We start from the raw sequence: 22,358 nt of genomic DNA, 5'->3' as shown, positions 1-22,358 counted from the left end.
CGCCCCCGTAAACCCCCGATGAACCCGTCCTTACGTCCACCCCTCCCTGCGGGGCTCTCTCCCGCCCCCGGTCCCCGCCGTTGGGGTTGCTCCCCGTCCCCGGCCGCGCCCCGGTGGGTGGCTTGTCGCGCAGTTCCCCGCGCCCCTGAGTACGTGCGGCTGCTCCGCAGCGCACGCCACCTCGCACCCGACGACGGCGAGCAACCCCGACAGGGGCGCGGGGAACTGCGCGACCAGCCACTACGGACGCGCGGGTAGGTACGGGCGGCGAGGGGCACCCCCGGAGGGATACGCACCCCCGGAGGGATACGCAGCCTCGGAGGGGCTATTCGAGGCGGGGCTGGTGCGCGGGGGCGGGGCAGATACGGTTGCCGTCGCCGTCGAAGACGTAGAGGTGCGCGAGGTCGACGAGGAGCGGCACGCGGTCACCGCGGCGCACCTGGATGTCGGGCCCGGTCCGGACGACGAGATCCCCGGTCTGCGTCTCCGGAGACGCCGGGGGCCGGTCGATCACGGCGGCCTGGGACGTACCCGCACCGTTGTCCCGGGCGGCGGGCAGCGACCCCTGAAGGCGCCGCGCGGCCTTCTGCGCGAGCTTCCCGAGCCCACCCCCGGCGGAGCCACCTGCGGAGCCGCCCGCGGCGCGCCGCCCCCCGGTCCGCGCGGCCGGCGCGGGCCGCGGCGCCTCCAGCTCGGGCACGATCGCGGGCCTCGACCCGGTGTCGAGGTGGACCAGCGACTCGTGCCCCTGGTACTCCACATGCTCGACGATCCCGCTGATCACGACCTCGCCCGCGTGCGCCTGGCTGGGCTGGGCGATCCGTACCGCCTCCGACCGCAGCCCGACGATGATCGGCCGCCCCTGCTGAATCCGCAGCATCTGGTGGTCGTAGCTGAGCGGCTCCGGCAGCCCCAGCCGCTGGCGGCCGAAGTCGATCCACATCCCTCCGCTGAGGGGAGCGATCACCGTCGCCTGGAGCAGATTGATCCGCGGGGTGCCGACGAACGCCGCCACGAACACGTTCTCCGGCAGGTGGTACGCGTCGCGCGGCGACCCGATCTGCTGGAGCACCCCGCTGCGCATGATCGCCACGCGGTCCCCGAGGGACATCGCCTCGGCCTGGTCGTGGGTGACGTACACCGTCGTGACGCCCATCCCGCGGGTGAGCCGGGCGATCTCGGCGCGCAGGTGGGACCGCAGCTTCGCGTCGAGGTTCGACAGCGGCTCGTCCATGAGGAAGACCGAGGGGTGCCGGGATATCGCCCGGCCCATGGCGACGCGCTGCCGCTCCCCGCCGGACAGCTGCCCGGGGTAGCGGTCGAGGATCTCCTCGATCCCGAGGATGCGGGCGGTCTCGTCGACCCGCGGCCCGTGCTCCTCGCCGGGCATCTCGAACCGCAGCGGGAAACCGATGTTCTGCCGGCTGGTCATGCTCGGGTAGAGGGCGAAGTTCTGGAAGACCATCGCCATCTTCCGGTCGCCGGGCGCCAGGTCGTTGGAGTACTCGCCGTCGAGCAGCAGCTCACCGGTGGTGATGTCCTCCAGCCCGGCGATCATCCGCAGGACCGTGGACTTCCCGCAGCCCGAGGGGCCGAGCAGCACCAGGAACTCACCGGGTGCGATGTCCAGCGAGAACCGGTCCACGGCCGGCGACGGCTGCTTCGGGTAGTACTTGGAAACTTCGTGCAAGGTGATGGCGCGAGTCATAACGGGGAGCCGCCAGGTAGTTCGGACACGGGTGGTGCGCGGGTACGACACAGGCGGGGCAGGGACGGCACAGGGGCGCGAGGGATGTGGCGTGTGCGACCTGCGGTGCTTGTGTGACGTGCGGTACTTGCGTGGCATGCCGGACTTGCGAAGTTGCGTGGTCGACGCTGGCCAGACCGTAGTGCACTACTCATAGCCAGCGGAACGCTTGTACCAACACTGGATTGATACTTTTGAGTCGTGATGAACCTCGCGCTCGGACCGAGCTGGCTCGACCCGAACCATCTGATCAACACCTACGGCCTGTGGGGCGTGCTGCTGGTCGTCTTCGCCGAGTCCGGACTGCTGATCGGCTTCTTCCTCCCGGGTGACTCCCTGCTGTTCACCACCGGGCTGCTGGTCGCGTCCGGCACGCTGCACCAGCCGCTGGCCGTGGTGGCCGCGCTGATCGCGGTGGCCGCGGTGGCGGGGGAGCAGACCGGCTACTGGTTCGGCCGCAAGGTCGGGCCCTCGATCTTCTCCCGGCCGGAGTCCCGGCTGTTCAAGATGGAGAACATCGAGAAGGCGCACGCCTTCTTCGACCGGCACGGGCCGAAGGCGATCGTGATGGCCTGCTTCGTGCCGATCGTGCGGACCTTCACCCCGATCGTGGCCGGCGTCAGCCGGATGAACTACCGCAGCTTCGCGACGTTCAACATCATCGGCGGGACCCTGTGGGGCGCCGGTGTCACCCTGCTGGGCTACTGGCTCGGACAGATCGCGTTCGTCCGCGACAACATCGAGGCGATCCTCGTGCTGGTCGTGCTCGTCTCGGTGGTGCCGGTCGGCATCGAGTTCCTGCGCTCGCGCCGCAAGACCGCCGCGCAGGGCCCGCAGCCGGGTCCCGCCGCGGGCGCCGAGGGCGCCGGGTATGGCTACGGCGAGGGCGCGCCGGGCGCCGAGCGGGTCACCGAGGCGGCCGCCGGGCGGGGTGGCCGGCACCGCGCGACGAAGCGCTGACGCGTTGGGCGGGGAGCAGCCCGGCAGACCGGAGCCGGCGGAGGGGTCCGGGGCGCCCGAGCGGCAGGGGCCGGGGCAGACCGACAGCGGCGCCGCCGGCGCCGTGGACCTCGGCGCCGCGCTGACCCCCGCCGACGGCATCCCCGCCGTGGTGCTGCCGCCCGAGGGCGGGCCGTGGCAGGACCGGATGCGGGCGATGCTGCGGCTGCCCTCGACCGAGCGGCCCGCGCCTCCCGGGGACCGGTCCGCGGTCGCCGGCGGGGGCGGCGGTTCGGTGCCGCGCGTGCTCGACCTCACCCTCCGGATCGGGGAGCTGCTGCTCGCCGGGGGCGAGGGCGCCGAGGACGTCGAGGCGGCGATGTTTGGGGTGGCCTTCGCGTACGGCCTGGCGCGGGTGGAGCCGACCGTGACGTTCACGCTGCTGGGCATCTCCTACCAGCCGTCGCTGACCGAGACGCCGCACACCATGAGCCGCACGGTGCGGCGGCGCGGCACCGACTACACGCGGCTGGCGGCCGTCTTCCACCTGGTGGACGGGATCACCGCGCACGAGGTGACGCTGGAGGAGGCGTACCGCAGGCTCGCCGACATCCGCCGCAACCGGCACCCGTACAGCTCGTGGGTGCTGACCGGCGCGGCCGGGCTGCTGGCGGGGGCGGCGAGCGTGCTGGTGGGCGGCGGGCCGCTGATCTTCGTGCTGGCCGCGCTCGCGGCGATGCTCGGGGACCGGCTGGCGTGGCTGCTGGCGGCACGCGGGCTGCCGGAGTTCTACCAGTTCGCGGTCGCCGCGATGCCCGCCGCCGCGATGGGGGTGCTCGTCGGGCACTACGGGCACTGGATTCCCGGGGCGACGAACCTCCAGTCCTCCGCGGTGATCACCGGTGGGCTCTTCGCGCTGCTGCCCGGGCGGGCGCTGGTCGCGGCCGTGCAGGACGGGCTGACCGGCTTCTACATCACCGCGTCCGCCCGCCTGCTCGAAGTGGTCTACCTGATCGTGGGCATCGTCATAGGGGTCACGCTCGTCCTCTATGTCGGGGTGCACTCCGGGGCGCGGCTCAATCCGGACCAGGCGCTGCGGGCGTACGACCGGCCGTGGGTGCAGCTGCCCGCGGCGATGGTGCTCACGCTGGCGTTCGCCGTGCTCCTCCAGTGCGAGCGCAAGGTGCTGGTGATCGCGACGCTCAACGGCGGCGTGGCCTGGACCGTCTTCGGGGTGCTCCACCAGCGGGCGGGCGGCAACCAGGTCGTCTGCACGGCGGCCGCCGCCGGGCTGGTCGGGCTCTTCGGGCAGCTGATGGCGCGCTACCGCTTCGTGTCGGTGCTGCCCTACGTCACCGCCGCCATCGGGCCGCTGCTGCCCGGGTCCGCGACCTATTTCGGGCTGCTCGCGCTCACCCAGCAGCACCAGTCCGCCGCGCTCAGCCAGCTGACGAAGGCCGCGGCGCTGGCGCTCGCGCTGGCGATCGGGGTCAACCTCGGCAACGAGATCGCGCGGCTCGCGCTGCGCGTGCCGGGCTCGGCCGGGCCCCGCCGCGCGGCCAAGCGCACCCGCGGGTTCTGAGCGGGCGCCGCTGTTCCCCGGGAGGCGTCACCGGCCGCCGGTGACGAAGTCCGCGAGCGCGTCGGCGACGGCTTCGGGCTGCTCGTCGGGGATGAAGTGCCCGGCGCCGGGCACGGTGACGCCGGTGACGCGGTCGGCCCACGGGCGGATCGAGGCCGCCATGTCCGGGATGGAGCCGTGGCTGCTGGAGATGCCGAGCACGGGCACGGCCAGGCGCTGCCGCTCCAGTGCCTGGTGGTTCCTGCGCGCGGACTCGGCGGCGTCCCGGTAGTAGGCGAGGGAGGCGCGCAGGCCGCCGTCGGCGGCGAGGGCCGCCGCGTAGTGGTCGAGGTCGGCGTCGTCGAAGGCGTCGGGGGCGAGGGCCTTCACCTTGAGGAACCAGGCGACGTACTCCCGTTCGCGGCCCGTGAGCAGCGTCTCGGGCAGGTCGGGCACGAGGTGGAAGGCGAAGTGCCAGGTCTTCCAGGCCCGGTCCGGGTCGGTGGGGATCGTCTCCGGGAGGGTGACGCCGGGGATGCCGGCGTCGAGCAGGGCGACCCCGTGCAGCCGGTCGCCGTGGTTCAGCGCGAGGGAGAAGGCGACCCAGGCGCCGATGTCGTGGGCGGCCAGCCAGTAGTCGTCCACGCCGAGGGCGGCCACGGCGGCGTGGACGTGGGCGGCGACGGTGTGGGTGTCGTAGCTGAGGTCGGGGCGCTCGGAGTGGCCCTGGCCCGGCAGGTCCACCGCGATGACCCGGAAGCGGCCGGCGAGGGCGGGGATCACCTGGTGCCAGGCCCGCCAGGTCTGCGGGAAGCCGGCGAGCAGGACGAGGGCCGGGCCGTCGGGCCGGCCGCCCTCGACGGCGTGCAGGCGGACGCCGTCGGCGTCGACCCAGCGGTGGGTGAAGCCGGCGAGGTCGTGCAGGGGCAGGTCGTGCAGGGGCAGGCCGGGGACGGGGCTGCTTGCGGGGCGCTGGTTCTGGGAGTCGGTCGTCACGCTCGAACGCTAACATATGTTGAACCAATCGGTTCAAGATGCGAGGATGGGCGGCGTCCGGCAGATCGACCGACCTGCGGACCGACCGACACACCGGCAGGGGAAGGCACGTGGCAGGCAAGAAGCAGTTCGACGTGGACACGGCGCTCGACGCCGCGATGGTGCAGTTCTGGCGCGCCGGGTACGCCGACACCTCCCTCGACGACCTGTCCCGGGCGACCGGGCTGAACCGCAGCTCGATCTACTCCTCCTTCGGCGACAAGGACACGCTGTTCCTGCGCTGCCTGGACCGCTACGCCGCGCGGTACGGCGAGAAGTACGACACCGCGCTGGCGGGTGCCGGCGCCGAGCCCGTCGCGGCGGTCCGCTCGTTCTTCGACGTCACCCTCGCGCGCATCGCCGACCCCGAGCTGCCCGACGGGTGCCTGATCGCCCAGTCGGCCATGGCGGTGCCCGTGCTGAGCCCGGCGGTCGCGGCGCACGCCAAGGAGGCGCTCGGCTTCCAGCTGCGACGTCTGCGCGCCGCCTTGCGGGCGGGCCGCATGGCCGAGCAGGACGCGGAGCGCTTCGCGCTGCACGCGGCGGCGGTGAACCAGTCGCTCGCCGTGATGAGCCGGGCCGGGGCGGGCGCGGAGCAGTTGCGCGCCATCGTGGACGTCACGGTCGGCGCGCTGGAGCGGGCGCTGCCCGCGGCCTGAGACGGAGCGTCGCGTCGTACGGTGGAAACGGTGCGTTCAGAATGGAGGGATTGCGTGGAGGAGCGGGATCGCGTGCGGGAGCCGCAGGCGGGCAGGGGCGGGCGCCCGAGGAGCCAGTCGAGGAAGGCGGCGATCCTGGCGGCGGCGGGGGATCTGATGATGGAAGGGGGACTGAAGGCGGCGACGATGGAGGCGATCGCCGCGCGCGCGGGGGTGGGCAAGGCGACGGTCTACAAGTGGTGGCCGTCGAGGGGCGCGGTGGCGCTGGAGGGCTTCATGCTCCGCGCGGCGGACTCCTGGCGGCTGCCGGAGAACGCCTCGGCCGAGGAGTCGCTGCGGGTCATCGCGGTCGCCGCGGTGCGCCTGTTCACGCAGAGCCCGGCCGGTCCGCTGATGCGGGCGCTGGCCGCGGACGCGCAGTCCGACCCGGAGATCGCGCAGGCGCTGCGCGAGCAGTGGCTCTCGCCGCGGCGGGCGGTCACCACCGAGGTGCTGCGCGAGGGCATGCGCTCGGGCGAGCTGCGCCCGGACCTCGACATCCCCGCGACGATCGACATGATCTTCGGCCCGATCTACTTCCGGCTGCTCTTCGACCACGAGCCGATGGACGAGGAGTTCGCCGCGCGGGCCGTGCGGCAGGCGATGGCGGGGATCGGGGCGGGGGCCGGGAATAGCTCGGCTCGGCCCGTTGCTCAAACTGAACGTGGCGTTCAGTAATGCGCCGCTCAACCCTCTGGAGCATGGAGAACCACCGTATGACGACCAGCGGCCCGTCCCCGTCCGCGCCCCCGACCACCGCGGCTCCCGCGACGTCGGCGCCGACCGTTGCCGAAGCCCCACGCTCCCTGCGCTGGGTGATCCTCACCCTCGCGTTCGCCTGCGGCGCCAGCGTCGCGAACCTCTACTACGCGCAGCCCCTGCTCGGCCTGCTCAGCCACTCCTTCGGCGTGAGCAAGGGCACCGCCACCATCGTCGTGACCGCCACCCAGATCGGTTACGCGCTGGGCCTGGCCCTGCTCATACCGCTCGGCGACCTCCTGGAGAACCGCCGGCTCGCCTCCCGTACGTTGCTGGTCACCGCCGCCGCGCTCGCCGTGGCCGCGTTCTCCCCGGACTTCTGGGTCTTCCTCGCGGTGTCGGTGCTGATCGGCGTCACCTCCGTGGTCGCGCAGATCCTGGTGCCGCTCGCGGCGCACCTCGCCCCCGCCGAGTCGCGCGGGCGGCTGGTCGGCCAGGTGATGAGCGGGCTGCTGCTCGGCATCATGCTGGCCCGCTCCGTCGCGAGCTTCGCCGCCGCCGCGTGGGGCTGGCGCAGCATCTACGCGATCTCCGCGGTCGTCATGCTGCTCACGTCGCTGGCGCTGCTCAAGCTGCTGCCGGTCCGCAAGCCCGAGCACACCGCGCGCTACGGCACCCTGCTCGCGTCGGTGGTCGGCCTGGTGCGTTCCGAACCGGTGCTGCTGCGGCGGGCGTTGACGCAGGCGAGCATGTTCGGAGCGTTCACCGCGTACTGGACGGCGGTGGCGTACGAGCTCGCCGACCGCCACCACATGTCGCAGAACGGCATCGCCGTCTTCGCCCTCGTGGGCGCCGCCGGCGCGGCCTCCGCCCCGATCGCCGGGCGGCTGGGCGACGCCGGGCGCGGTGTCGCCGGGCGGGCGGTGGCGATCCTCACCGGTCTGGTCGCGATGGTGCTGGCCGGGCTCGGCGTCGGCAACCTCGTCCTGCTCGCGCTCGCGGGCATCCTGCTCGACTTCGCGGTCCAGGGGCACCAGGTGCTCAGCCAGCGCGACATCTACAGCCTGCGGCCCGACGCCCGCGCCCGCGTCAACTCCGTCTACATGACCACCGTCTTCCTCGGCGGCGCCGCGGCCTCCGCCGCCACCGGCGCCGTACGCTCCGCCTGGGGCTGGACCGGCGTCACCACCATGGCCGCGGCCCTGACCGCCGTGGCCTTCCTCCTCTGGTCCCTCGACCACCTCCGCCGCCCCACCCGGGGGTGAACGAAAGGCGTGGCGCGGCGCGGACGGCGTGCGGGATGCCAACGGACTGGCGGTGGACGGCCGACGCGTGCCCAACGAGCGGCCGGTGCGTTCAGCGCAAGGAGAGCAGCATGACGTCGTGCAGGTCGGCGCCGTCCCACGGTCGAGCCTCGCCCACCTTGCGATAGCCCCAGGCGCGCACCGCAAGTTCCATGAGGCCGAACGTGCGGTGCCCGTCCTCGCGGCGCATAGCGTCCGGCACCGGTTCGGCGAACTGCTCCCACCATCTCGTGTTCGCGCTGAGCGGGTAGCCGTAGGCGATGCCGACCGGTTCGCCCCCCTCGCCACGAGCCAGGGCAGCGCGGAAGGCGGCCTCGCGCCCGAAAGTCACCCGCGGAGGTGGTGGGTGGTGTTGCCCACCAGGTGGATGTGGACGCGGCGTTCGGTGAAGCGCCATTGGCCGTCGTGGCGTGCGAAGCGGTCGTGGTAGCGGCCGGCGGCGACGGGTTGGAGGGGGAAGTCGGGGAGGGCCTGGAAGACGGTGACGTAGGAGCGGGCGGCGGCGGTGCCGGCTTCCTCGTCGACCTCGACGGCGATGTTGGTGGTGGCGTGGTGGGTGCGCGGGGTGCCGTCGTCGTAGCGGATCACGCTGTCGCGGAGCATGCGCTCCACCCCGCCGCCGCGGCCTTCGACGGGGGCGCCGCTGCCGACGAACACGGCGTGCTCGAAGAGCGCGCCGACCCCGGCGAAGTCCCCGGTGTCGACCAACTCCGCGTAGCGGACGATCAGATGGGTGATGGCGGTCTCACTCGCAAGGTTGCTCACCAGGCGGAATCTACCCAAGGTGCGCTGCTCACGGCGGTCGCAGCGCACTCGGACGGCGCCCGGGCAGCGGCCCCGCGGCAGCTCGGGAAAGGGGCGGGAGAGCTCGGGTACGCGCATGTATAGTTGCGGGCTGTTGTCAGTATTCGAGTGAATGACGGGCGACTTCGGGGGAGGCGCGCGGGCCGGGCCGCTTTCGGCGTCGCGCGTCGAAACGGGGTTACGCGTCATGCGAGTTCGGATTCGTACAGCTCTTCCCGCGATAGCCGCGGTCATCGTCGGCGGCGCGCTGCTCACCGCGTGCAACGACGACTCGGGTTCCTCCTCGGACGACGCGAGCGCGTCGGCCACCACGTCGTCGGCCGCGCCGACCACCACCGCCGCGCCCACCACGAGCGCCACCGCGACCACCGACGGCAGCGGCGGTTCGTCCGCTACCGCGGTCACCGTGAACAAGTCGTTCACCGACGACGTGATGGGCGAGAAGGCCACCGTCCTGAAGTACATCAGCGGGTACCAGCCGTCGGCCGCCGCCAAGAGCAAGTTCTCCGCGCTCGCGGACGAGGAGGTCGTCCTCGTCGACGTCAAGGTCACCGCGAGCAGCACCTACTACGACACCTTCGGCGCCGACTCCTTCTACCTGACCGGTATGTCGAACGGCATCGACCAGGCGAGCACCACCATCCTCGACGACGAGATCAAGGCGGCCGGCTACCCGCCGCTCCCCGACGCCGAGACCGGCAAGACCACGACCGGCTGGGTCGTCTTCACGCCGGCCAAGGACACCACGAAGCTCGTCCTGCGCTACAAGCGGCTCGCCGCCACCACCTCCAACGGCAAGTCCATCGCGGCGAAGAACTTCGACATTCCGCTGAACTGACCTGCGCCCCGACCTCAGTGGCCCGCCGGAATTCATCCGGCGGGCCGCTGCCGTCAACCGCGGTGCACCCCCGGAACCCCTTCCGTGCCGCCCGCAACAGGGGAGAATGGCCCACAGCCACCGTCCTTCGTGGAAGGAACCACCGTGCACCGCCGTGACGTTCATGCCCCGCACACCGCTCACCCTGCCCGCGACCGTTCGACGGCCGTCCACCCGTCACCCAGGACCGCCGGGCCCGAGGGCCCCCTGCTGAACCTGCAACGCACCGCGGGCAACGCCGCCGTGGCGCGCGCGGTGACCGCCGCCAGGACGGACGGGCAGCAGACCGCGAGGAGCGTGTCCGCGGGAGGCGTGTCCGCGGGGGGCGCGCTGTCGGTGCAGCGCGCGGAGCCGGAGATGCGGCCCACGCCCAAGGGCGACTCCTCGGGGTTCGGCGGCGCGCTCGACGAGAGCGACGTCAAGCTGCTCGGCCAGGCGGCCGGCGAGGTCCACAAGATCATCGAGGAGGCGCGGGCCAAGGACCCGGAGAAGCAGGTGCTGCTCTTCATCGGCGTCGGAACGGGCAACCCCGCGGCCGCCTGGGGGAACCCCACGCACGGCGGCGTCGGCGGGATCACCGACAAGGACCAGCACTCGCCCGGCTTCCTGGAGAAGGCCGGCGAAGCGGGCTACACGGTGATCGCGGTCAACTTCAACGTCGGCGCCGGCAAGGAGATCACCCAGTCCGGCGGCACGGGGCCCGTGGTGAAGCTGGACGTGCCCGCGAAGTTCCCGCTCGACGCGGACGGCCACGAGAAGGCGAAGGACGCCATGGCGAGCCTGCACGCGGCGGCCGGAACGGCGAACCGTTTCGCCGTCATGAACGCCGTCACGCAGACCGACTACCAGCCCCTCCTCGACCTGGCGGCCGCCAAGTCGAAGGGCCAGTCCGCCTACCTCAAGTCCTACATGCAGACCGGCCAGACCAGCGCCTTCTCCCCGATGAACAAGAAGCGCGGCCAGCACATCGAGGGCAGCAAGTTCGCCTCGATGAGCGACGTGTTCTTCGCGGACGCGGAGTAGCGCCCTCCCCGCCGCGTGGCGCAGGTCACGGGAACCGGGTGGGGCGGGTGGGCAATACGGGGTGTGAGTCACTCAATCTACGATCGGCTGCGCGGGGGTGACCCGGGGGCGCTGGCCGAGGCGTTCCGGGAGCACGCGGACGCCGTGTACCGGTACGCGCTGTGGTCCACGGGGAACTGGGCCACGGCGGAGGACGTCGTCTCCCTGACGTATCTGGAGGCGTGGCGCTCGCGGGAGCGGCTGCGCCCGGAGGAGGGCGCCGGGCTGAAGCCGTGGCTGCTGGGCATCGCCACGAACGTGCTGCGGAACACCGCCCGTTCGGCCCGGCGGCACCAGAGGGCACTGGCGCGCATGCCCCGCGCGGAATCCGTCCCGGACTTCGCGGACGAGGTGACCGGGCGGCTGGTGGACGCCGAGACAGGCAGCATTCCGGCTCGGACCGCTCAGGAGAACCTCGCATGAACACCGCCGAACGTGCCGCACACGAAGCCGACTTCGCCGCACGCGACGCCGAACTGGCCGCACATGACGCCGAACTCGCCGCACTCCGCGCGATGCTCCCGCCCCCCGCCACCCCCGGCCTCACCCCCACCCGCCGCACGCAACTCGAAGCGCACCTGATGCGCGAAGTCGCCGACGGTACGCCCGCCAAGCCGGCCAACCCCACCCCCGCCTTCCGCCGCCGCCTCACCCCCACCCGCTCCATGTCCCTCGGCGCAGCCGCCGCCGTGGTCGCGGCCACCGTCATCGGCTTCGCCGTCACCGGCGGCGCCGGCCAGACCGCCGTCGCCGCCGCCCCCGCCCCGCTCAAGGTGGAGCACTCCCGCCCCACGGCCCCCCTCGCCACGGTCGCCGCCCGCGCCGCCGCCTACGCCGCGACCCACTCCGGCGCCGCCCACCGCGGCACCCACCGCCGTGAATGGGCCCTCGGCATGTGGGACGACGGCAAGCACCAGCCGGAACAGGTCCCGGTCAGCGAGACCCGCGACCACTGGAACGCCGACGGCAGCGCCGAGGTGGAGGACATCAAGAACGGCAAGGTCGTCCACCGCACGCACAAGCCGGCCGGGACCTGGCAGCAGTTCGCCGCTTTCCGCACCGCGCCCCCGGACACCGTCGACGCGCTGGCCGACGTCCTGGCGCAGGACAACCCGGACACCCGCGGCAGCGCGTACTGGACGATGGACGCCACGGAAGCGCTGCTGCGCGAGTGGACCCCCGGCCCCGCCCTGACCGCCGCGATCGACGGCCTGCTCGCCCGGCAGTCCGGGGTACGGGCGCTCGGCCCGGTCGAGGACCGCGCGGGACGCCAAGGCCAGGCGTACGCCGTGGACTTCAAGGGCACCGTGCGCTGGACGTTCGTCCTCGACGAGTACACCGGCCGCATCCTCGGCACCGAGTTGTCCAGCATCAGGACCGACCCGAAGCTGCGGCTCAAGCCCGGTGACGTCGAGCAGTACGACGTCTACCTGGACTGACACCGGGCCCGCCCGCGCCCCGCCCCGGTCCCCGCCGCCTCACCCCCGCCCGAAAGCACGCAGGTTGACTTGGAGCCGACTCGAAGTCCTACGGTCGCAAGCGTATCGACCAGTCGGGCAGATCGAGAGAAGGGCACCACCATGCGTGCGGCTACTACGTGGTTCATCACCGGGACGTCGTCGGGGTTCGGGCGGCTGTTGACGGAACGGCTGCTCGCGCGGGGGGACCGGGTGGCGGCGACGTTGAGGCGGCCGGAGGCGGTGGCGGGGCTGCGGGCGGAGTACGGCGAAGACCAGTTGTGGGTGGGGGAGTTGGACGTCACGGACGGGGAGCGGGTACGGCAGGTGGTGGGGGAGGCGTTCGGGGCGTTCGGGCGGGTGGACGTGGTGGTGAACAACGCGGGGTACGGGGTGTTCGGGGCGGTGGAAGAGGCGGACGACGCGCAGATCCGCCGGGTGATCGACACGAACCTGCTCGGGTCGATCCATGTCACCCGGGCCGCGCTGCCCCACCTGCGGGCGCAGGGAGGGGGCCGCATCCTCCAGGTCTCGACGGCGGGCGGCCAGACGACCTACCCCGACTTCGGCTACTACCACGCCTCGAAGTGGGGCATCGAGGGCTTCTGCGAGACGGTGGCACAGGAGATCGCCCCGTTCGGCATCGGGATGACCATCGTGGAGCCCGGCGCGACGCCGACCGGCTTCGGCGCCGGGCTCGACCAGGCCCCGGCGATGCCGGAGTACGACGGGACGCCCGCGGGAGAGGTGCGCCGTGCGCTCGCCGACGGCACGTTCGGGCTGCCCAACGACCCCGGGAAGATCGCCGACGCGATGATCGACCTGGTCGATTCGGGTGCGACGCCGCTACGGCTCCCGCTGGGCTCGGACACGTACGACGACGTGCGCGCGTCGCTGGTCGCACGGCTCGCGGAGCACGAGGCGCACCGCGAGGTGGCGTACTCCGTGGTGCGGGACGACCTGGCGTGATGACCTCACATGATGACCTGACGTGACGGTGCCGGGCGGGGCGGGCGCTACGCCGGGTCGGGGCGGGTGGGCGCGCACGGGGCGTTGAACTCCAGGACCGTCGTGGTGGCGGACCGGACGCCCACCCCGAGGACGAAGGAGGAGTGGGGGAGGGTCGCGGTGGTGCGGAGGGTGGGGGCGTCGGAGTAGTTGAGGGTGTAGCCGCGGGCGGTGAAGAGGGCGTCGGCGGCGGCGACGAGGGCCTGGGCCCGGGCGCGGGGAAGCGTGAGGACGACACCGTAGACGTAGCGGAAACGGTGCTGCCCCGGGGCTTCGGCGCCGCAGCGGGTCCAGGTGTCGCGGTAGGGGGCGGTGGCGGGCGTGCCGATGGTGGGGCGGAGGGCGGCGAGGGTCTGCCGTACGAGCGCGTGGGCCTGGGCCGAGACGGCCCCGGGCGCGACGTCCCCCTTGTGGGCGGCCCCGCACGCGGCGATGAGGAGGGTGAGGAGGGCGGCGGCGATGCTGCCCGCGCGCGGGACCCCGGTCACGGCTGTTGCCGCAGAAGGGCGTCGGCCACGGCGCGTACGACGTTCAGCCCGCTGTCGATGACCGAACTGCCCGCGTCCTCCAGGTCGTTGAGGGCGCCGACCGGGTCCCCGGTGACGAGGTCGGCCGCCGCGCCCACGACGGTGCTCTGCGCCTGACCGACCTCATGGAGCGCGTCCCCGGCGTCCTCCAGCGGCCGCCCCCAGTGCCCGCCGAGCGCGTGGCCGGCGTTCTGGAGCGCGGAGCCCGCCAACTCCTCGGTGCCCGCGAGCGGATCGACGGCGAAGTCCGCGAAGTTCGGCAGCACCCCGACCCGGTCCTCGGTGGGCATCGCGCTGACGTCCTTGGTCCGCCCGGTCACGATGGCGGCCATGTTGTCCAGGGACGGCCCGGCGTCCCAGTACTGGCTGTGCGCGTTCGCCGCGGAAGTGCCCGCCCCGGAGTCGAAGGTACGGCCGCCGAAGTCCCTGGACGTCGGGTCGTTGCCGAAACGGTCGCTGTGCGTGTCGAACCAGTGCAGCGGCGAGGGCGAAAGGCCCAACTCCGGTATCGGGTCGAACTTCTTACGGCTCGCCCACACATGCCCCGCCCCGATCCCGAGGTCGGACGCCTTGTCCACGGTGACCCCGGGTGACCCGATGAAGACCACGTCGTCCGGGCGCATCCCGAACCGCGCGCACGCCTCGCCCACGAGCGTGGACCCGTAGCTGTGGCCGACCACCGTCAGATGTCCTCGACCGGTGTGCGACGCCCGCAAGGCGCTGACGAATGAGGCGAGTCGGGGAGCACCGGTGTCGGCGAAGCCCTGCGACGCGGGACCGGGCACGTTCCACCCGGGGGCGTCGTAGCCGAGCCAGTACACGGACGCGGTCGAGCCGGGCCGCTTGCCGTTCGCCGCCTCGAAGAGCGCCAACGACCGGTCCACGTCGCCGCCGTCGCCGTCCGCCCCGGCCCCGGGTACGTACACGGCGGTGTTCGGCGCGGTGTCGGGGTTGCCGAAGGACAGCGCCACATGGCCCTTGCCCGCGGTGTCGAAGCCGAGCAGATACGTACGCGGGTGCAGGGGGTCGTCGATGTAGGCGGCCAACTCCTGCAAGGAAGCAGGGCAGTCCGGCTGCTTCACCCGCTCGGCCAGCCGCAGCCGGCTGAGCTTGTCCGCGTCCACCGCGGGCAGCCCCTGGAAGGCGGTGATGCCCTCGGGGGAGGCGTCGGCGTACGCCTTGAGGAAGTCCACGTCGTCCAGGTGCTTCGCCAGGTCGCTCGCCACGAGGTCCAGCCCCGCCTGGTCGTGCCGCAAGGTCGCCTGCTGGAAGAGGTACGCGTCCGCGACCGGCACGGAATACGGCTCGGGGACCTCAACCCGCGCATGTCCCTTGGCCAGTTGGGTCGCCAGCGCGTGCCGCCGCCGCAGGTCGGGCAGTTGGTCGCGGGTCCAGGACGCGATCGCCGCGAGCTTGCGCAGATTGGCGGTGTCGAGACCGTAGCGCTCGAACCGGGCACGCAGAGAACGGCAGTTGGCGTCGAGCGTGCGCGCACCGGCGTCCATCTGCTTGATGGCCTCGCCGAGCACGGCCACGTCGATGGCCGCGAACTTCGTCATGGGGCCCCCGGGGAAGAGGAGTCGGGGACAGGCTACGGCGCCCGCCCCCGGACCACCTCACCAGCCGTGCTCGTGGTCCGACTGCATCTGCCGCGCCTGCCCTTCGGTCACCTGGAGCGGCTCCGCCTTCAACGCGTTCTCCACGACCTCCCGCAGCCCACCGGTCAACGTGTGCACGGAGTTCTTCCGCCCGGCCAGGTCCGCGTGGAACCGCGCCGCCTCCGCCGACCCGATCCACGCCTTGCCGCCCCCGAAGTCGGCCGCGGGCTTGTCCAGCACGGGCCGCATCGCGTCGAGCGCCTCGTCCATGTCCGCCAGCAGCGACTGGAGCCAGGCGCGCCGCGGGTTGTCCACCATCTGTCCGCTCATTCCGGTCCTCCCGGCTCTCTCCCCGGTCGCGTAGCTCGGATGTCCGTGACGTTAGCGGACCCCTGCGGGGGGCGTGTGGGCGGAAGTGGGCGACCGGTGTGGCAGGTGGGGACGAGGATGACCGATCTTGAGCTGATCGTGAGCGAAAGCTGACGTTCCGTGTACGTGAAGGGGTGTCAGGTCCTACGATCTGTTTCAGGTGAGCCTTTGTCCGGGCAAAGGGGCTTATTTGTCCATGCCCGTGGGCAATGCGGCGAGCCGTGACGGATCAACGAAAACGAAGGGGGCCAGGTCAGCGCCTCGACGGCCGTACGCGGCCGGGCTCTTGTCCTGGCTTTCAGGCAACTGGAAGGGAAGGAACGTGCGATGAGCAACAGCAACGGCAATGCGAGCAGCGACCAGAACCCCTCGGCACGGCGGATCTACGCGAAGGAGCTGGGGCGGCTCCGGGAACGTTCGGGGCTGAGCCTCATGCAGCTCGGTACCGAGACCAGGTACGAGCAGTCGTATCTGCACCGGCTGGAGAAGGGGGAGCGGCTCGGCTCGTCCGACGTGCCCCGGGTGCTGGACCGGTACTACGACACCGGGGACCTGCTCGCCGACCTGTGGGAGCTGGCCAAGCGGGAGAAGACGCAGGGGCAGTACGAGGGCTTCATGGACGCGGAGGCCGAGGCTCGGAACATGCAGGAGTTCGTCGCCGGGGTGATCCCCGGGCTGCTCCAGACCGAGCGGTACGCGGCGTCCTTGTTGAGCACGGACATGACGGCCTCCCTGGACGAGGTGGCCCGGCGGGTGCGAGAGCGTATGGCGCGGCAGGCGCGGCTGTTCGGCGGGACGAACCTGCTGGAGTACCGAGGGGTGATCCATGAGGCGGCGCTCCACAGCGCGCTGAAAGACCCCGACGCGTGGACGGAGCAGCTCGAACGGCTGATTGCGGCCGCTGGAATGCGGCATATCACGCTGCACGTCATGCCGTTCAGCGCCGGTCCGCACATCATGCTCGGCGGCTCCCTGACCATGCTGTGGCTGAACAGCGGCCGCAACATCGGCTACCTGGAAGGCAACGTCAGCGGTCAACTCATCGAGGATTCGGAGGAGGCGGAGCAACTGCGCTTGGCCTACGATCAATTCCGGGACTTCGCGCTGTCGCCGGAAGAGTCCCTGGCCCTGCTTCGAACCACATTGGAGGACCACCAGTCATGTTCATCGCAGCCAAGGACCTGAGCGGCGCCGCGTGGCGCAAGTCGTCGTACAGCAACGGCAACGGCGGCAACTGCATCGAGGTTGCCGACGGTTTCGCCGGTGTGGTCCCGGTGCGCGACTCGAAGGACCCGCAGGGTCCCGCGCTGGCGTTCTCCGCCGACGCGTGGGCGGCGTTCGTGGGCGCGGTGCGCGCCGACGAGTTCCCCACGGTCTGAACCGGCCCGACGACGATTGGCGCAAACGGACGGCACCCAGCCCCCGTTTGCGCCATTCCGCCATCCCCTCCGGAGGCGTGGGCATCCTTCGTCCCCGCAGCCCGCACCGACCGCCTGCGTCCCGCCTGACCGTTCCCCCGCGTCCGATGGCGACTTCGCGCCATCGCCATCACACCGCGCTGGACTTCTTCGCCCAGCTCGGTTCCGTCCGGGTCGGTGACCGCCTCCTCGAACTCCACGCCGAAGCCGCGCCGTACGCGACGACAGAGGAGGGCCGCGCGCTGCGCGAACGTATCGGCTTCTCCGTCACAGGGCGCTGAAGAACCGGGTTCGCCGGGAGCGCGCGGAACGGCCCGGAGCGGGGAGCGCGCGACGTGAGCCACCACGGCTTGACCTGGAGCGCGCACCAGATCCGAGCATGGCGGGCATGAACACCACAGAGCCCGAGATCGTGCTCGGGACCATGGACTTCGGCACCCGAGTCGCCTCCGAGCGGGCCTTCGCGATCCTGGACGCCTTCGTCGCGGGTGGCGGCGTCTGGCTCGACACCGCGAACTGCTACTCCTTCTGGACCGATCCGAGCGGGGTCGGCGGCGCGAGCGAACGCGTCATCGGCGCGTGGCTGCGGGCCCGTCCGGGCGCACGCGACCGGGTGCGGATCGCGACGAAGGTCCGGCAGAACCCGCTGGTCCCGCACTCCTGGCCGGCGAGCGCCGAAGGGCTGTCCGCGCGGGCCGTCCACACGGGCGTGGAAGAGAGCCTGGCGCGGCTCGGCACCGACTGTGTCGATCTGCTCTGGGCGCACGCGGAGGACCGTGCGGTGCCGTTGGCGGAGACGGTCGGCGCGTTCGGCGAGTTGGTCGCCAAGGGGGTCGCACTGCGGGTCGGGGCGGCGAACCATGCCGCCTGGCGCGTCGAGCGGGCCCGGCGGCTGGCACGGGAGCAGGGCGTGGAGCCGTGGAGCGCCGTGCAGTTGCGGCACTCGCTGGTGCAGCCGCGCCCGTTCACCCCGGTTGCGGAGGCGGGGCACCGGATGCTCGCCGCGGAGGACCTGGACCTGGCGCGGGCGGAGGGGCTGGCCGTGTGGTCGTACAGCTCGCTGCTGTGGGGGGCGTACGTCCGCGCCGACAAGCCGCTGCCGGAAACGTACGATCACCCGGGGACGGCCCGGGCGCTCGCGGTGCTCTCGGAGGTCGCGGGGGAGTTGTCGGCCACGCCGAACCAGGTCGTCCTGGCCTGGCTGATGCGGCAGGGCATCGACCCGATCGTGGGCGCGAGCCGGGTGGAGCAGATCGAGGAGGCGCTCGCCGTGCGTGGGGTGCGGCTCGACGACGAGCAGGCGGCGCGCTTCGCCGAGGCGCGGTAGCGGTGGCTGTGGCGGGCAAGGGAGTTCGATGAGCGGTCTCACCCCGGCGGCCACGGCCGACCGTACGGGCGTGTCGATCGACACGTTGCGGTACTACGAGCGCGAAGGGCTCATCGGCCCGATCGCTCGGACCGCGGGCGGGCGCAGGCAGTACAGCCAGGACGACGTGTTCTGGATCGGCCTGGTCACCTGCTTCCGGGCGGCCGGGCTCGGGATCACGGACCTGCGCGGGTTCGTCGCCATGCTGCGCGCCGAGCACTCCGCGCAGGACCGGGTGGCCTTCCTGCGGGAGCGTCGTACGGCGATGGAGCAGCAGGTGGCGGCGCTGCGGCGGGCGATCGGCGTGCTGGACGAGAAGATCGACCACTACAGCGGTGCCCCTGGCACGGACTGACACATGGCCGGGCCACTGCTTGGCGTGTGGGTCGGCTTGACCGGTGGGCGCGTCTTCGGATGAGCTGGCCGCATGGCTTTCATCCACAAGACCACGCTGGTGCCGAGCAAGGTGGAACTCGTCGCGCCGTGGCTGGCGGCTCAGCCGTGGTACGTCGGCACGGGGCAGGCGCCCGTCCTCGACAAGTCCGGCGGGTTCCGGCTGGACGATCCGGAGGGGGAGGTGGGCATCGAGTTCATGGTGGTCACCGACACCTCGGGCGAGGGCGAAGGGCGGGCGTACTTCGTGCCGTTGACGTATCGCGGGGCCGAACTCGAAGGCGCCGAGGACGCGTTGATCGGTACCACCGAGCACGGCGTGCTGGGGCGCCGCTGGGTGTACGACGGCGTCCACGACCCTGTGCTGCGGGCGGAGTTGCTCGCGCTGATCCAGGACCGGGCCGAGCCGCAGGCGCAGTCCGTCTCGGACACGCCCGACCCGACGGTGCTGCCGACCCTCAACGGCCCCGCGCTGCCGGTCGGCGCGCTCGCCACCGAGGTCGTCGACGGGCCCGACGGCACCCGCGTCACCGTGGAGACTCCCTCGTACGCCACCCACACCCTGCACCTGCCGCGCGTGCTCGACCCGGCCGCTCCGGTGCCGACCGACCCGGTGCCGCGCGCCCACCTCACCGGGCAGTGGCGGCCCCCGACCGCCGACGCTCCCGTCACGGGGGTGCTGGCGGTCCTCCACCCGGCGGCGGGTGCTTAGGCCGCCGCCTTGGTCTGGTCGTAGGGCTGGTGGACGTCGTGCGCGGCCAGGAAGGCGCGCACGGCGTCCACTTCGGCGGGGGACGCCGGCTCGGGGCGCCACAGCCGGACGCGGGCGGTGTCCGCGACGGCGAGGGTGCGGCCGTCGAGGGCGAGGCAGCCGGCCGGGCGGGGGAGCCCCGCCGTCCAGGTGCCGTCCTCGCTCTCGTACTCCCAGACCAGGGCGCGGGCGAGGATGCCGGTGAGCGGGTGGTCGCGGTAGTGGCGGGCCCAATCGGCGTACGGCCAGAGGCGGTTCTCGCGCCGCAGCTCGTACAGCCGGCGGCGCTCGGCGCTCAGGGTCTCCTCGATCCTGCCGGCCAGGTGCCGGGTCGCGTCGACGTTGTGCGACAGGTACCGGTCCTTGAAGCCGTTGGGCGAGCGGAAGGGCGCGGAGGTACGGGTGGTGGTGCCGTCGCCCTGGACGTCGATCCAGTCCACGGTGACCGAGCCGGAGCCGGAACCGGCGGCGGAGACGGTGAGGACTGCTTCGTAGTGGACGTTCATCCAGACCGCGCCCCGGCCGATCGGGCCCAGCAGCAAGGTGCCGTCCGGGCCGATGCCGTGGGTGGGTACGGTGCGCTCCTCGAACTGGTGCGGCGGGACCTTGAGGCGGGCGGCGGTCTTCTTGATCATTCTGACCAGCGGCCGGTGGCAGAGTGCGCTGGGCTGGACCTCGCGGTGCAGGGTCCACAGGGCGTCCATGGCCGACAGGTCGGCGAGCGCGGTGAAGACGGCGCCGGACAGGTCGTCGTCGCGCAGGTAGTAGCCGTCCAGGACGAAGGCGTTCTTACGCGCCACCGTCAGCAGGTCGCCGACCAGGTCCCCGAGTTGGGCCGGAGAGGTGCCACGGGCGAGGTGACCGGCGGCCAGGGTGAAGCCGCAGGCCAGGTAGGTGGTGGGGGTGCGCGACGCCTTGACCACCAGGTCCTTGTAGGAGATGCCGGGGTCGGTGCAGTCGTGCAGGGACCCGTCAGCGGCCAGCGCCCGTATGGCGTCCGCCACCAGCTCCCGGGCGCCCTCTGCCTTCAGCAGGTCCTTCGTCCGCCGCTTCCAGGCAGTGTCGACCTTGCACTTCGAGTCCCAGAAGGTGCCGGCCTGCCCGAGGTGCAGCACCAGCGCGGTCAGCTCCGGCGGCAGGCCCGTCACCCGGTTCCGTATGCGCTCCGCCCAGCCGTTGCCGGGGTCCAGCAGGTCGTCCACGTCGTCAGCCATGCCCGTCATCCTGGCAGGCGGCACCGACACCTCCGCTGCCCTGTGGCACGCTGGGCGGCGTGACGGGTGACGGGGGCGGCGCCGGCAGCGCCGAGGAGTTCACGGCGTACCGGCGGCGGATGTTCGGGCTGGCGTACCGCCTGCTCGGGTCCGCGGAGGAGGCCGAGGACGCGGTGCAGGACGCGTACCTGCGGTGGAGCCGCGCGGACCGGGCGGCGATCGAGCAGCCGGGGGCGTGGCTCGCCAAGGTCGTCACCAACCTGTGCGTGAACCGGCTGACGTCGGCCCGCGCGCGGCGCGAACGGTACGTCGGGCCCTGGCTGCCCGAGCCCGTCCTCACCGAGGGCGGCGCGCTCGGGCCGCTGGAGTCCGCGGAGCAGCGGGACGCGGTGTCCACCGCGCTGCTGGTGCTGCTGGAGCGGCTGACCCCGACCGAGCGGGCGGTGTACGTGCTGCGCGAGGCGTTCGGCTACAGCCACCGCGACATCGCGGGCGTACTCGACCTGACCGAGGCCAACTCCCGCCAGGTGTACGGCAGGGCGGTGAAGCGGGTGGCGGCGCGGGAGACCCGGTTCACGCCCGCGGTGGAGCGGCAGCGCGAGCTGGTGGAGTCCTTCGTGACCGCCGCGCGTGAGGGGGACCTCGCCCGGCTCGAACGGCTGCTGGCGGAGGACGTGATCTGGTGGAGCGACGGCGGCGGCAAGGTCAGCGCCGCGCGGCGCCCGATCGTGGGCCGGGTGAAGGTGATGCGCTTCCTGGCGGGCACGGTAGGGAAGCTCGGGGCCACCCCGGGCGGCGGGCTCGCGGTACGCGTCCTGGAGTCCAACGGCGGCCCGGCGGTGGTGGTATGGGTCGGCGGGCAGCTCTACGGGGTCGTCGGCATGACGACGTTGGGGGACGCCATCGGCGGGGTGTGGTCCGTACTGAACCCGGAGAAGCTGGGCTTCGCGGCCCGGCAGCTCGCCGCCCTGCCCTGACGACGGGGCGTTCCGGGAGCGGTACGGGGGCGGTCCGGGGGCGGCGACGGACGGTCTTCGTCCGGGGCGTTTGGCGACTTCTGTCCCACGTGCCGCAGCGGTCGCCGTGTCAGAATCTCTCTGAGGCCGCGGGCGCCACGCGCCCGTGGGGGGAGGGGAAGCGCATGACGGCGGACACGTCGGAACCCAAGGTCGACAACCCGGTGCGGGAGCAACTGGTCACCCTGAAAGGCGATCTCCAGAAGCAGATGCACGAACTCGAGGGCCTCCTCAAGAAGTCCTCCTCCGATGTGGGCAAGGGCGCCACCTGGGTGGGGCCGACCGCTGACGCATGGCACACCGAGGCCGAAGGCCGGCGGAAGGACATGCTCGGGCAGCTCAAGAAGCTGATACCGCTGGTCGAGGCGGAGATCGCCAAATGTGACCCGAAGGTCACGCTCAGTCAGGCAAAATCGATGCGTGCCGACCAGGCGCGGCAGCAGTAACGGCAGCGGTAGCCGTAGCGGCAGCGGCAGCGGTAACGGGTTGCAGCAGCGCGTAACGACAGCAGTGAC

At 72.3% G+C, this 22,358-nt stretch carries 25 protein-coding genes and 1 pseudogene; 18 read left to right on the top strand and 8 right to left on the bottom strand.

Going from position 1 to position 22,358, the window contains the following annotated elements:
• Positions 1-325: 325 nt before the first annotated feature.
• Positions 326-1,708, bottom strand: coding sequence for an ABC transporter ATP-binding protein (locus AC3EVP_RS10765; RefSeq protein ID WP_435128480.1), 1,383 nt, complete (start codon positions 1,706-1,708; stop codon positions 326-328).
• 243 nt (positions 1,709-1,951) lie between these two features.
• Here AC3EVP_RS10765 and AC3EVP_RS10760 point away from each other — a divergent pair, with 243 nt between their 5' ends.
• Together AC3EVP_RS10760 and AC3EVP_RS10755 are read left to right on the top strand one after the other, a co-directional pair.
• Entirely contained in the window at positions 1,952-2,707 is a 756-nt protein-coding gene (locus tag AC3EVP_RS10760) for a DedA family protein (RefSeq protein WP_435128874.1), read from the top strand.
• The gene (locus AC3EVP_RS10755; protein WP_435128477.1) at positions 2,619-4,268 is read left to right on the top strand and encodes a threonine/serine exporter family protein; all 1,650 of its coding nucleotides are present in this window, start codon (positions 2,619-2,621) and stop codon (positions 4,266-4,268) included. Before AC3EVP_RS10760 ends, AC3EVP_RS10755 begins: the two co-directional genes overlap by 89 nt.
• Positions 4,269-4,295: 27 nt before the next feature.
• Here AC3EVP_RS10755 and AC3EVP_RS10750 read toward each other — a convergent pair whose 3' ends face one another.
• Positions 4,296-5,243 carry an alpha/beta fold hydrolase gene (locus AC3EVP_RS10750; protein WP_435128474.1) on the bottom strand — a complete coding sequence of 316 codons (948 nt, stop codon included), beginning with the start codon at positions 5,241-5,243 and terminating at the stop codon, positions 4,296-4,298.
• Positions 5,244-5,353: 110 nt separating this feature from the next.
• Between AC3EVP_RS10750 and AC3EVP_RS10745 the strand changes: the two genes are divergently transcribed.
• The 3 genes from AC3EVP_RS10745 to AC3EVP_RS10735 all read left to right on the top strand — a co-directional run bounded on the left by AC3EVP_RS10745 (position 5,354) and on the right by AC3EVP_RS10735 (position 7,944).
• Complete coding sequence (locus AC3EVP_RS10745; RefSeq protein ID WP_335970634.1) at positions 5,354-5,941, top strand: TetR/AcrR family transcriptional regulator; 588 nt, start codon at positions 5,354-5,356, stop codon at positions 5,939-5,941.
• A gap of 72 nt (positions 5,942-6,013) precedes the next feature.
• A complete protein-coding gene (locus tag AC3EVP_RS10740) occupies positions 6,014-6,658 on the top strand; it encodes a TetR/AcrR family transcriptional regulator (protein WP_335970636.1) in 645 nt (214 codons plus the stop codon).
• 23 nt (positions 6,659-6,681) lie between these two features.
• Positions 6,682-7,944, top strand: a complete 1,263-nt coding sequence (locus AC3EVP_RS10735) for an MFS transporter (protein ID WP_435128469.1) — start codon at positions 6,682-6,684, stop codon at positions 7,942-7,944.
• A gap of 91 nt (positions 7,945-8,035) precedes the next feature.
• On the opposite strand, the pseudogene AC3EVP_RS10730 reads toward AC3EVP_RS10735, so the two are convergent.
• Together AC3EVP_RS10730 and AC3EVP_RS10725 are read right to left on the bottom strand one after the other, a co-directional pair.
• Positions 8,036-8,302 (bottom strand): annotated as a pseudogene (locus AC3EVP_RS10730) (GNAT family N-acetyltransferase); the annotation flags it as partial.
• Between the two features lie 8 nt (positions 8,303-8,310).
• Positions 8,311-8,748 carry a nuclear transport factor 2 family protein gene (locus tag AC3EVP_RS10725; protein WP_435128466.1) on the bottom strand — a complete coding sequence of 146 codons (438 nt, stop codon included), beginning with the start codon at positions 8,746-8,748 and terminating at the stop codon, positions 8,311-8,313.
• Between the two features lie 226 nt (positions 8,749-8,974).
• On the opposite strand from AC3EVP_RS10725, the gene AC3EVP_RS10720 reads away from it, so the two are divergent.
• From AC3EVP_RS10720 to AC3EVP_RS10700, 5 genes are all read left to right on the top strand, one after another.
• Positions 8,975-9,625: a hypothetical protein gene (locus AC3EVP_RS10720; RefSeq protein ID WP_435128463.1), complete on the top strand. Its 651-nt coding sequence runs from the start codon at positions 8,975-8,977 to the stop codon at positions 9,623-9,625.
• Positions 9,626-9,769: 144 nt separating this feature from the next.
• Positions 9,770-10,687: a hypothetical protein gene (locus tag AC3EVP_RS10715; RefSeq protein ID WP_435128460.1), complete on the top strand. Its 918-nt coding sequence runs from the start codon at positions 9,770-9,772 to the stop codon at positions 10,685-10,687.
• 63 nt (positions 10,688-10,750) lie between these two features.
• Positions 10,751-11,149, top strand: coding sequence for an RNA polymerase sigma factor (locus tag AC3EVP_RS10710; RefSeq protein WP_435128457.1), 399 nt, complete (start codon positions 10,751-10,753; stop codon positions 11,147-11,149).
• Complete coding sequence (locus AC3EVP_RS10705) at positions 11,146-12,165, top strand: CU044_5270 family protein (RefSeq protein ID WP_435128454.1); 1,020 nt, start codon at positions 11,146-11,148, stop codon at positions 12,163-12,165. Before AC3EVP_RS10710 ends, AC3EVP_RS10705 begins: the two co-directional genes overlap by 4 nt.
• 141 nt (positions 12,166-12,306) lie before the next feature.
• The gene (locus tag AC3EVP_RS10700; RefSeq protein WP_435128451.1) at positions 12,307-13,152 is read left to right on the top strand and encodes an SDR family oxidoreductase; all 846 of its coding nucleotides are present in this window, start codon (positions 12,307-12,309) and stop codon (positions 13,150-13,152) included.
• A 47-nt stretch (positions 13,153-13,199) separates the two neighbouring features.
• Here the strand turns inward: AC3EVP_RS10700 and AC3EVP_RS10695 are convergent, their stop codons facing one another.
• From AC3EVP_RS10695 to AC3EVP_RS10685, 3 genes are read right to left on the bottom strand one after another with little or no spacing between them, the layout of a single operon-like run.
• Entirely contained in the window at positions 13,200-13,679 is a 480-nt protein-coding gene (locus tag AC3EVP_RS10695) for a hypothetical protein (protein WP_435128448.1), read from the bottom strand.
• On the bottom strand, positions 13,676-15,277 hold the full coding sequence (locus AC3EVP_RS10690) for an alpha/beta hydrolase (protein WP_435128445.1): 1,602 nt from the start codon (positions 15,275-15,277) through the stop codon (positions 13,676-13,678). Before AC3EVP_RS10690 ends, AC3EVP_RS10695 begins: the two co-directional genes overlap by 4 nt.
• A 57-nt stretch (positions 15,278-15,334) precedes the next feature.
• Entirely contained in the window at positions 15,335-15,646 is a 312-nt protein-coding gene (locus AC3EVP_RS10685; RefSeq protein WP_435128442.1) for a hypothetical protein, read from the bottom strand.
• Positions 15,647-16,012: 366 nt separating this feature from the next.
• Between AC3EVP_RS10685 and AC3EVP_RS10680 the strand changes: the two genes are divergently transcribed.
• From AC3EVP_RS10680 to AC3EVP_RS10655, 6 genes are all read left to right on the top strand, one after another.
• Positions 16,013-16,870 carry a helix-turn-helix domain-containing protein gene (locus tag AC3EVP_RS10680; RefSeq protein ID WP_435128439.1) on the top strand — a complete coding sequence of 286 codons (858 nt, stop codon included), beginning with the start codon at positions 16,013-16,015 and terminating at the stop codon, positions 16,868-16,870.
• Positions 16,846-17,064, top strand: coding sequence for a DUF397 domain-containing protein (locus tag AC3EVP_RS10675; RefSeq protein WP_435128436.1), 219 nt, complete (start codon positions 16,846-16,848; stop codon positions 17,062-17,064). The genes AC3EVP_RS10680 and AC3EVP_RS10675 overlap by 25 nt, the downstream gene beginning before the upstream one ends.
• Positions 17,065-17,210: 146 nt before the next feature.
• Complete coding sequence (locus tag AC3EVP_RS10670; protein ID WP_335970657.1) at positions 17,211-17,384, top strand: hypothetical protein; 174 nt, start codon at positions 17,211-17,213, stop codon at positions 17,382-17,384.
• Between the two features lie 98 nt (positions 17,385-17,482).
• A complete protein-coding gene (locus AC3EVP_RS10665; protein ID WP_435128432.1) occupies positions 17,483-18,430 on the top strand; it encodes an aldo/keto reductase in 948 nt (315 codons plus the stop codon).
• Between the two features lie 28 nt (positions 18,431-18,458).
• Positions 18,459-18,824, top strand: a complete 366-nt coding sequence (locus AC3EVP_RS10660) for a MerR family transcriptional regulator (RefSeq protein WP_435128429.1) — start codon at positions 18,459-18,461, stop codon at positions 18,822-18,824.
• Between the two features lie 72 nt (positions 18,825-18,896).
• Positions 18,897-19,574 (top strand): maltokinase N-terminal cap-like domain-containing protein, encoded by a 678-nt coding sequence (locus AC3EVP_RS10655; protein ID WP_335970663.1) that lies wholly within the window; start codon positions 18,897-18,899, stop codon positions 19,572-19,574.
• Here the strand turns inward: AC3EVP_RS10655 and AC3EVP_RS10650 are convergent.
• On the bottom strand, positions 19,571-20,827 hold the full coding sequence (locus tag AC3EVP_RS10650) for a DUF4132 domain-containing protein (RefSeq protein WP_435128425.1): 1,257 nt from the start codon (positions 20,825-20,827) through the stop codon (positions 19,571-19,573). The genes AC3EVP_RS10655 and AC3EVP_RS10650 overlap by 4 nt on opposite strands.
• A 59-nt stretch (positions 20,828-20,886) precedes the next feature.
• Between AC3EVP_RS10650 and AC3EVP_RS10645 the strand changes: the two genes are divergently transcribed.
• Together AC3EVP_RS10645 and AC3EVP_RS10640 are read left to right on the top strand one after the other, a co-directional pair.
• Entirely contained in the window at positions 20,887-21,804 is a 918-nt protein-coding gene (locus tag AC3EVP_RS10645) for an RNA polymerase sigma-70 factor (protein ID WP_435128422.1), read from the top strand.
• 164 nt (positions 21,805-21,968) lie between these two features.
• Positions 21,969-22,289, top strand: a complete 321-nt coding sequence (locus AC3EVP_RS10640; RefSeq protein ID WP_335970668.1) for a hypothetical protein — start codon at positions 21,969-21,971, stop codon at positions 22,287-22,289.
• The last annotated feature ends 69 nt before the right edge of the window (positions 22,290-22,358 follow it).

It is taken from the genome of Actinacidiphila sp. bgisy144 (genome assembly GCF_057708105.1).
This window is presented reverse-complemented; position numbering and strand designations above follow the sequence as displayed.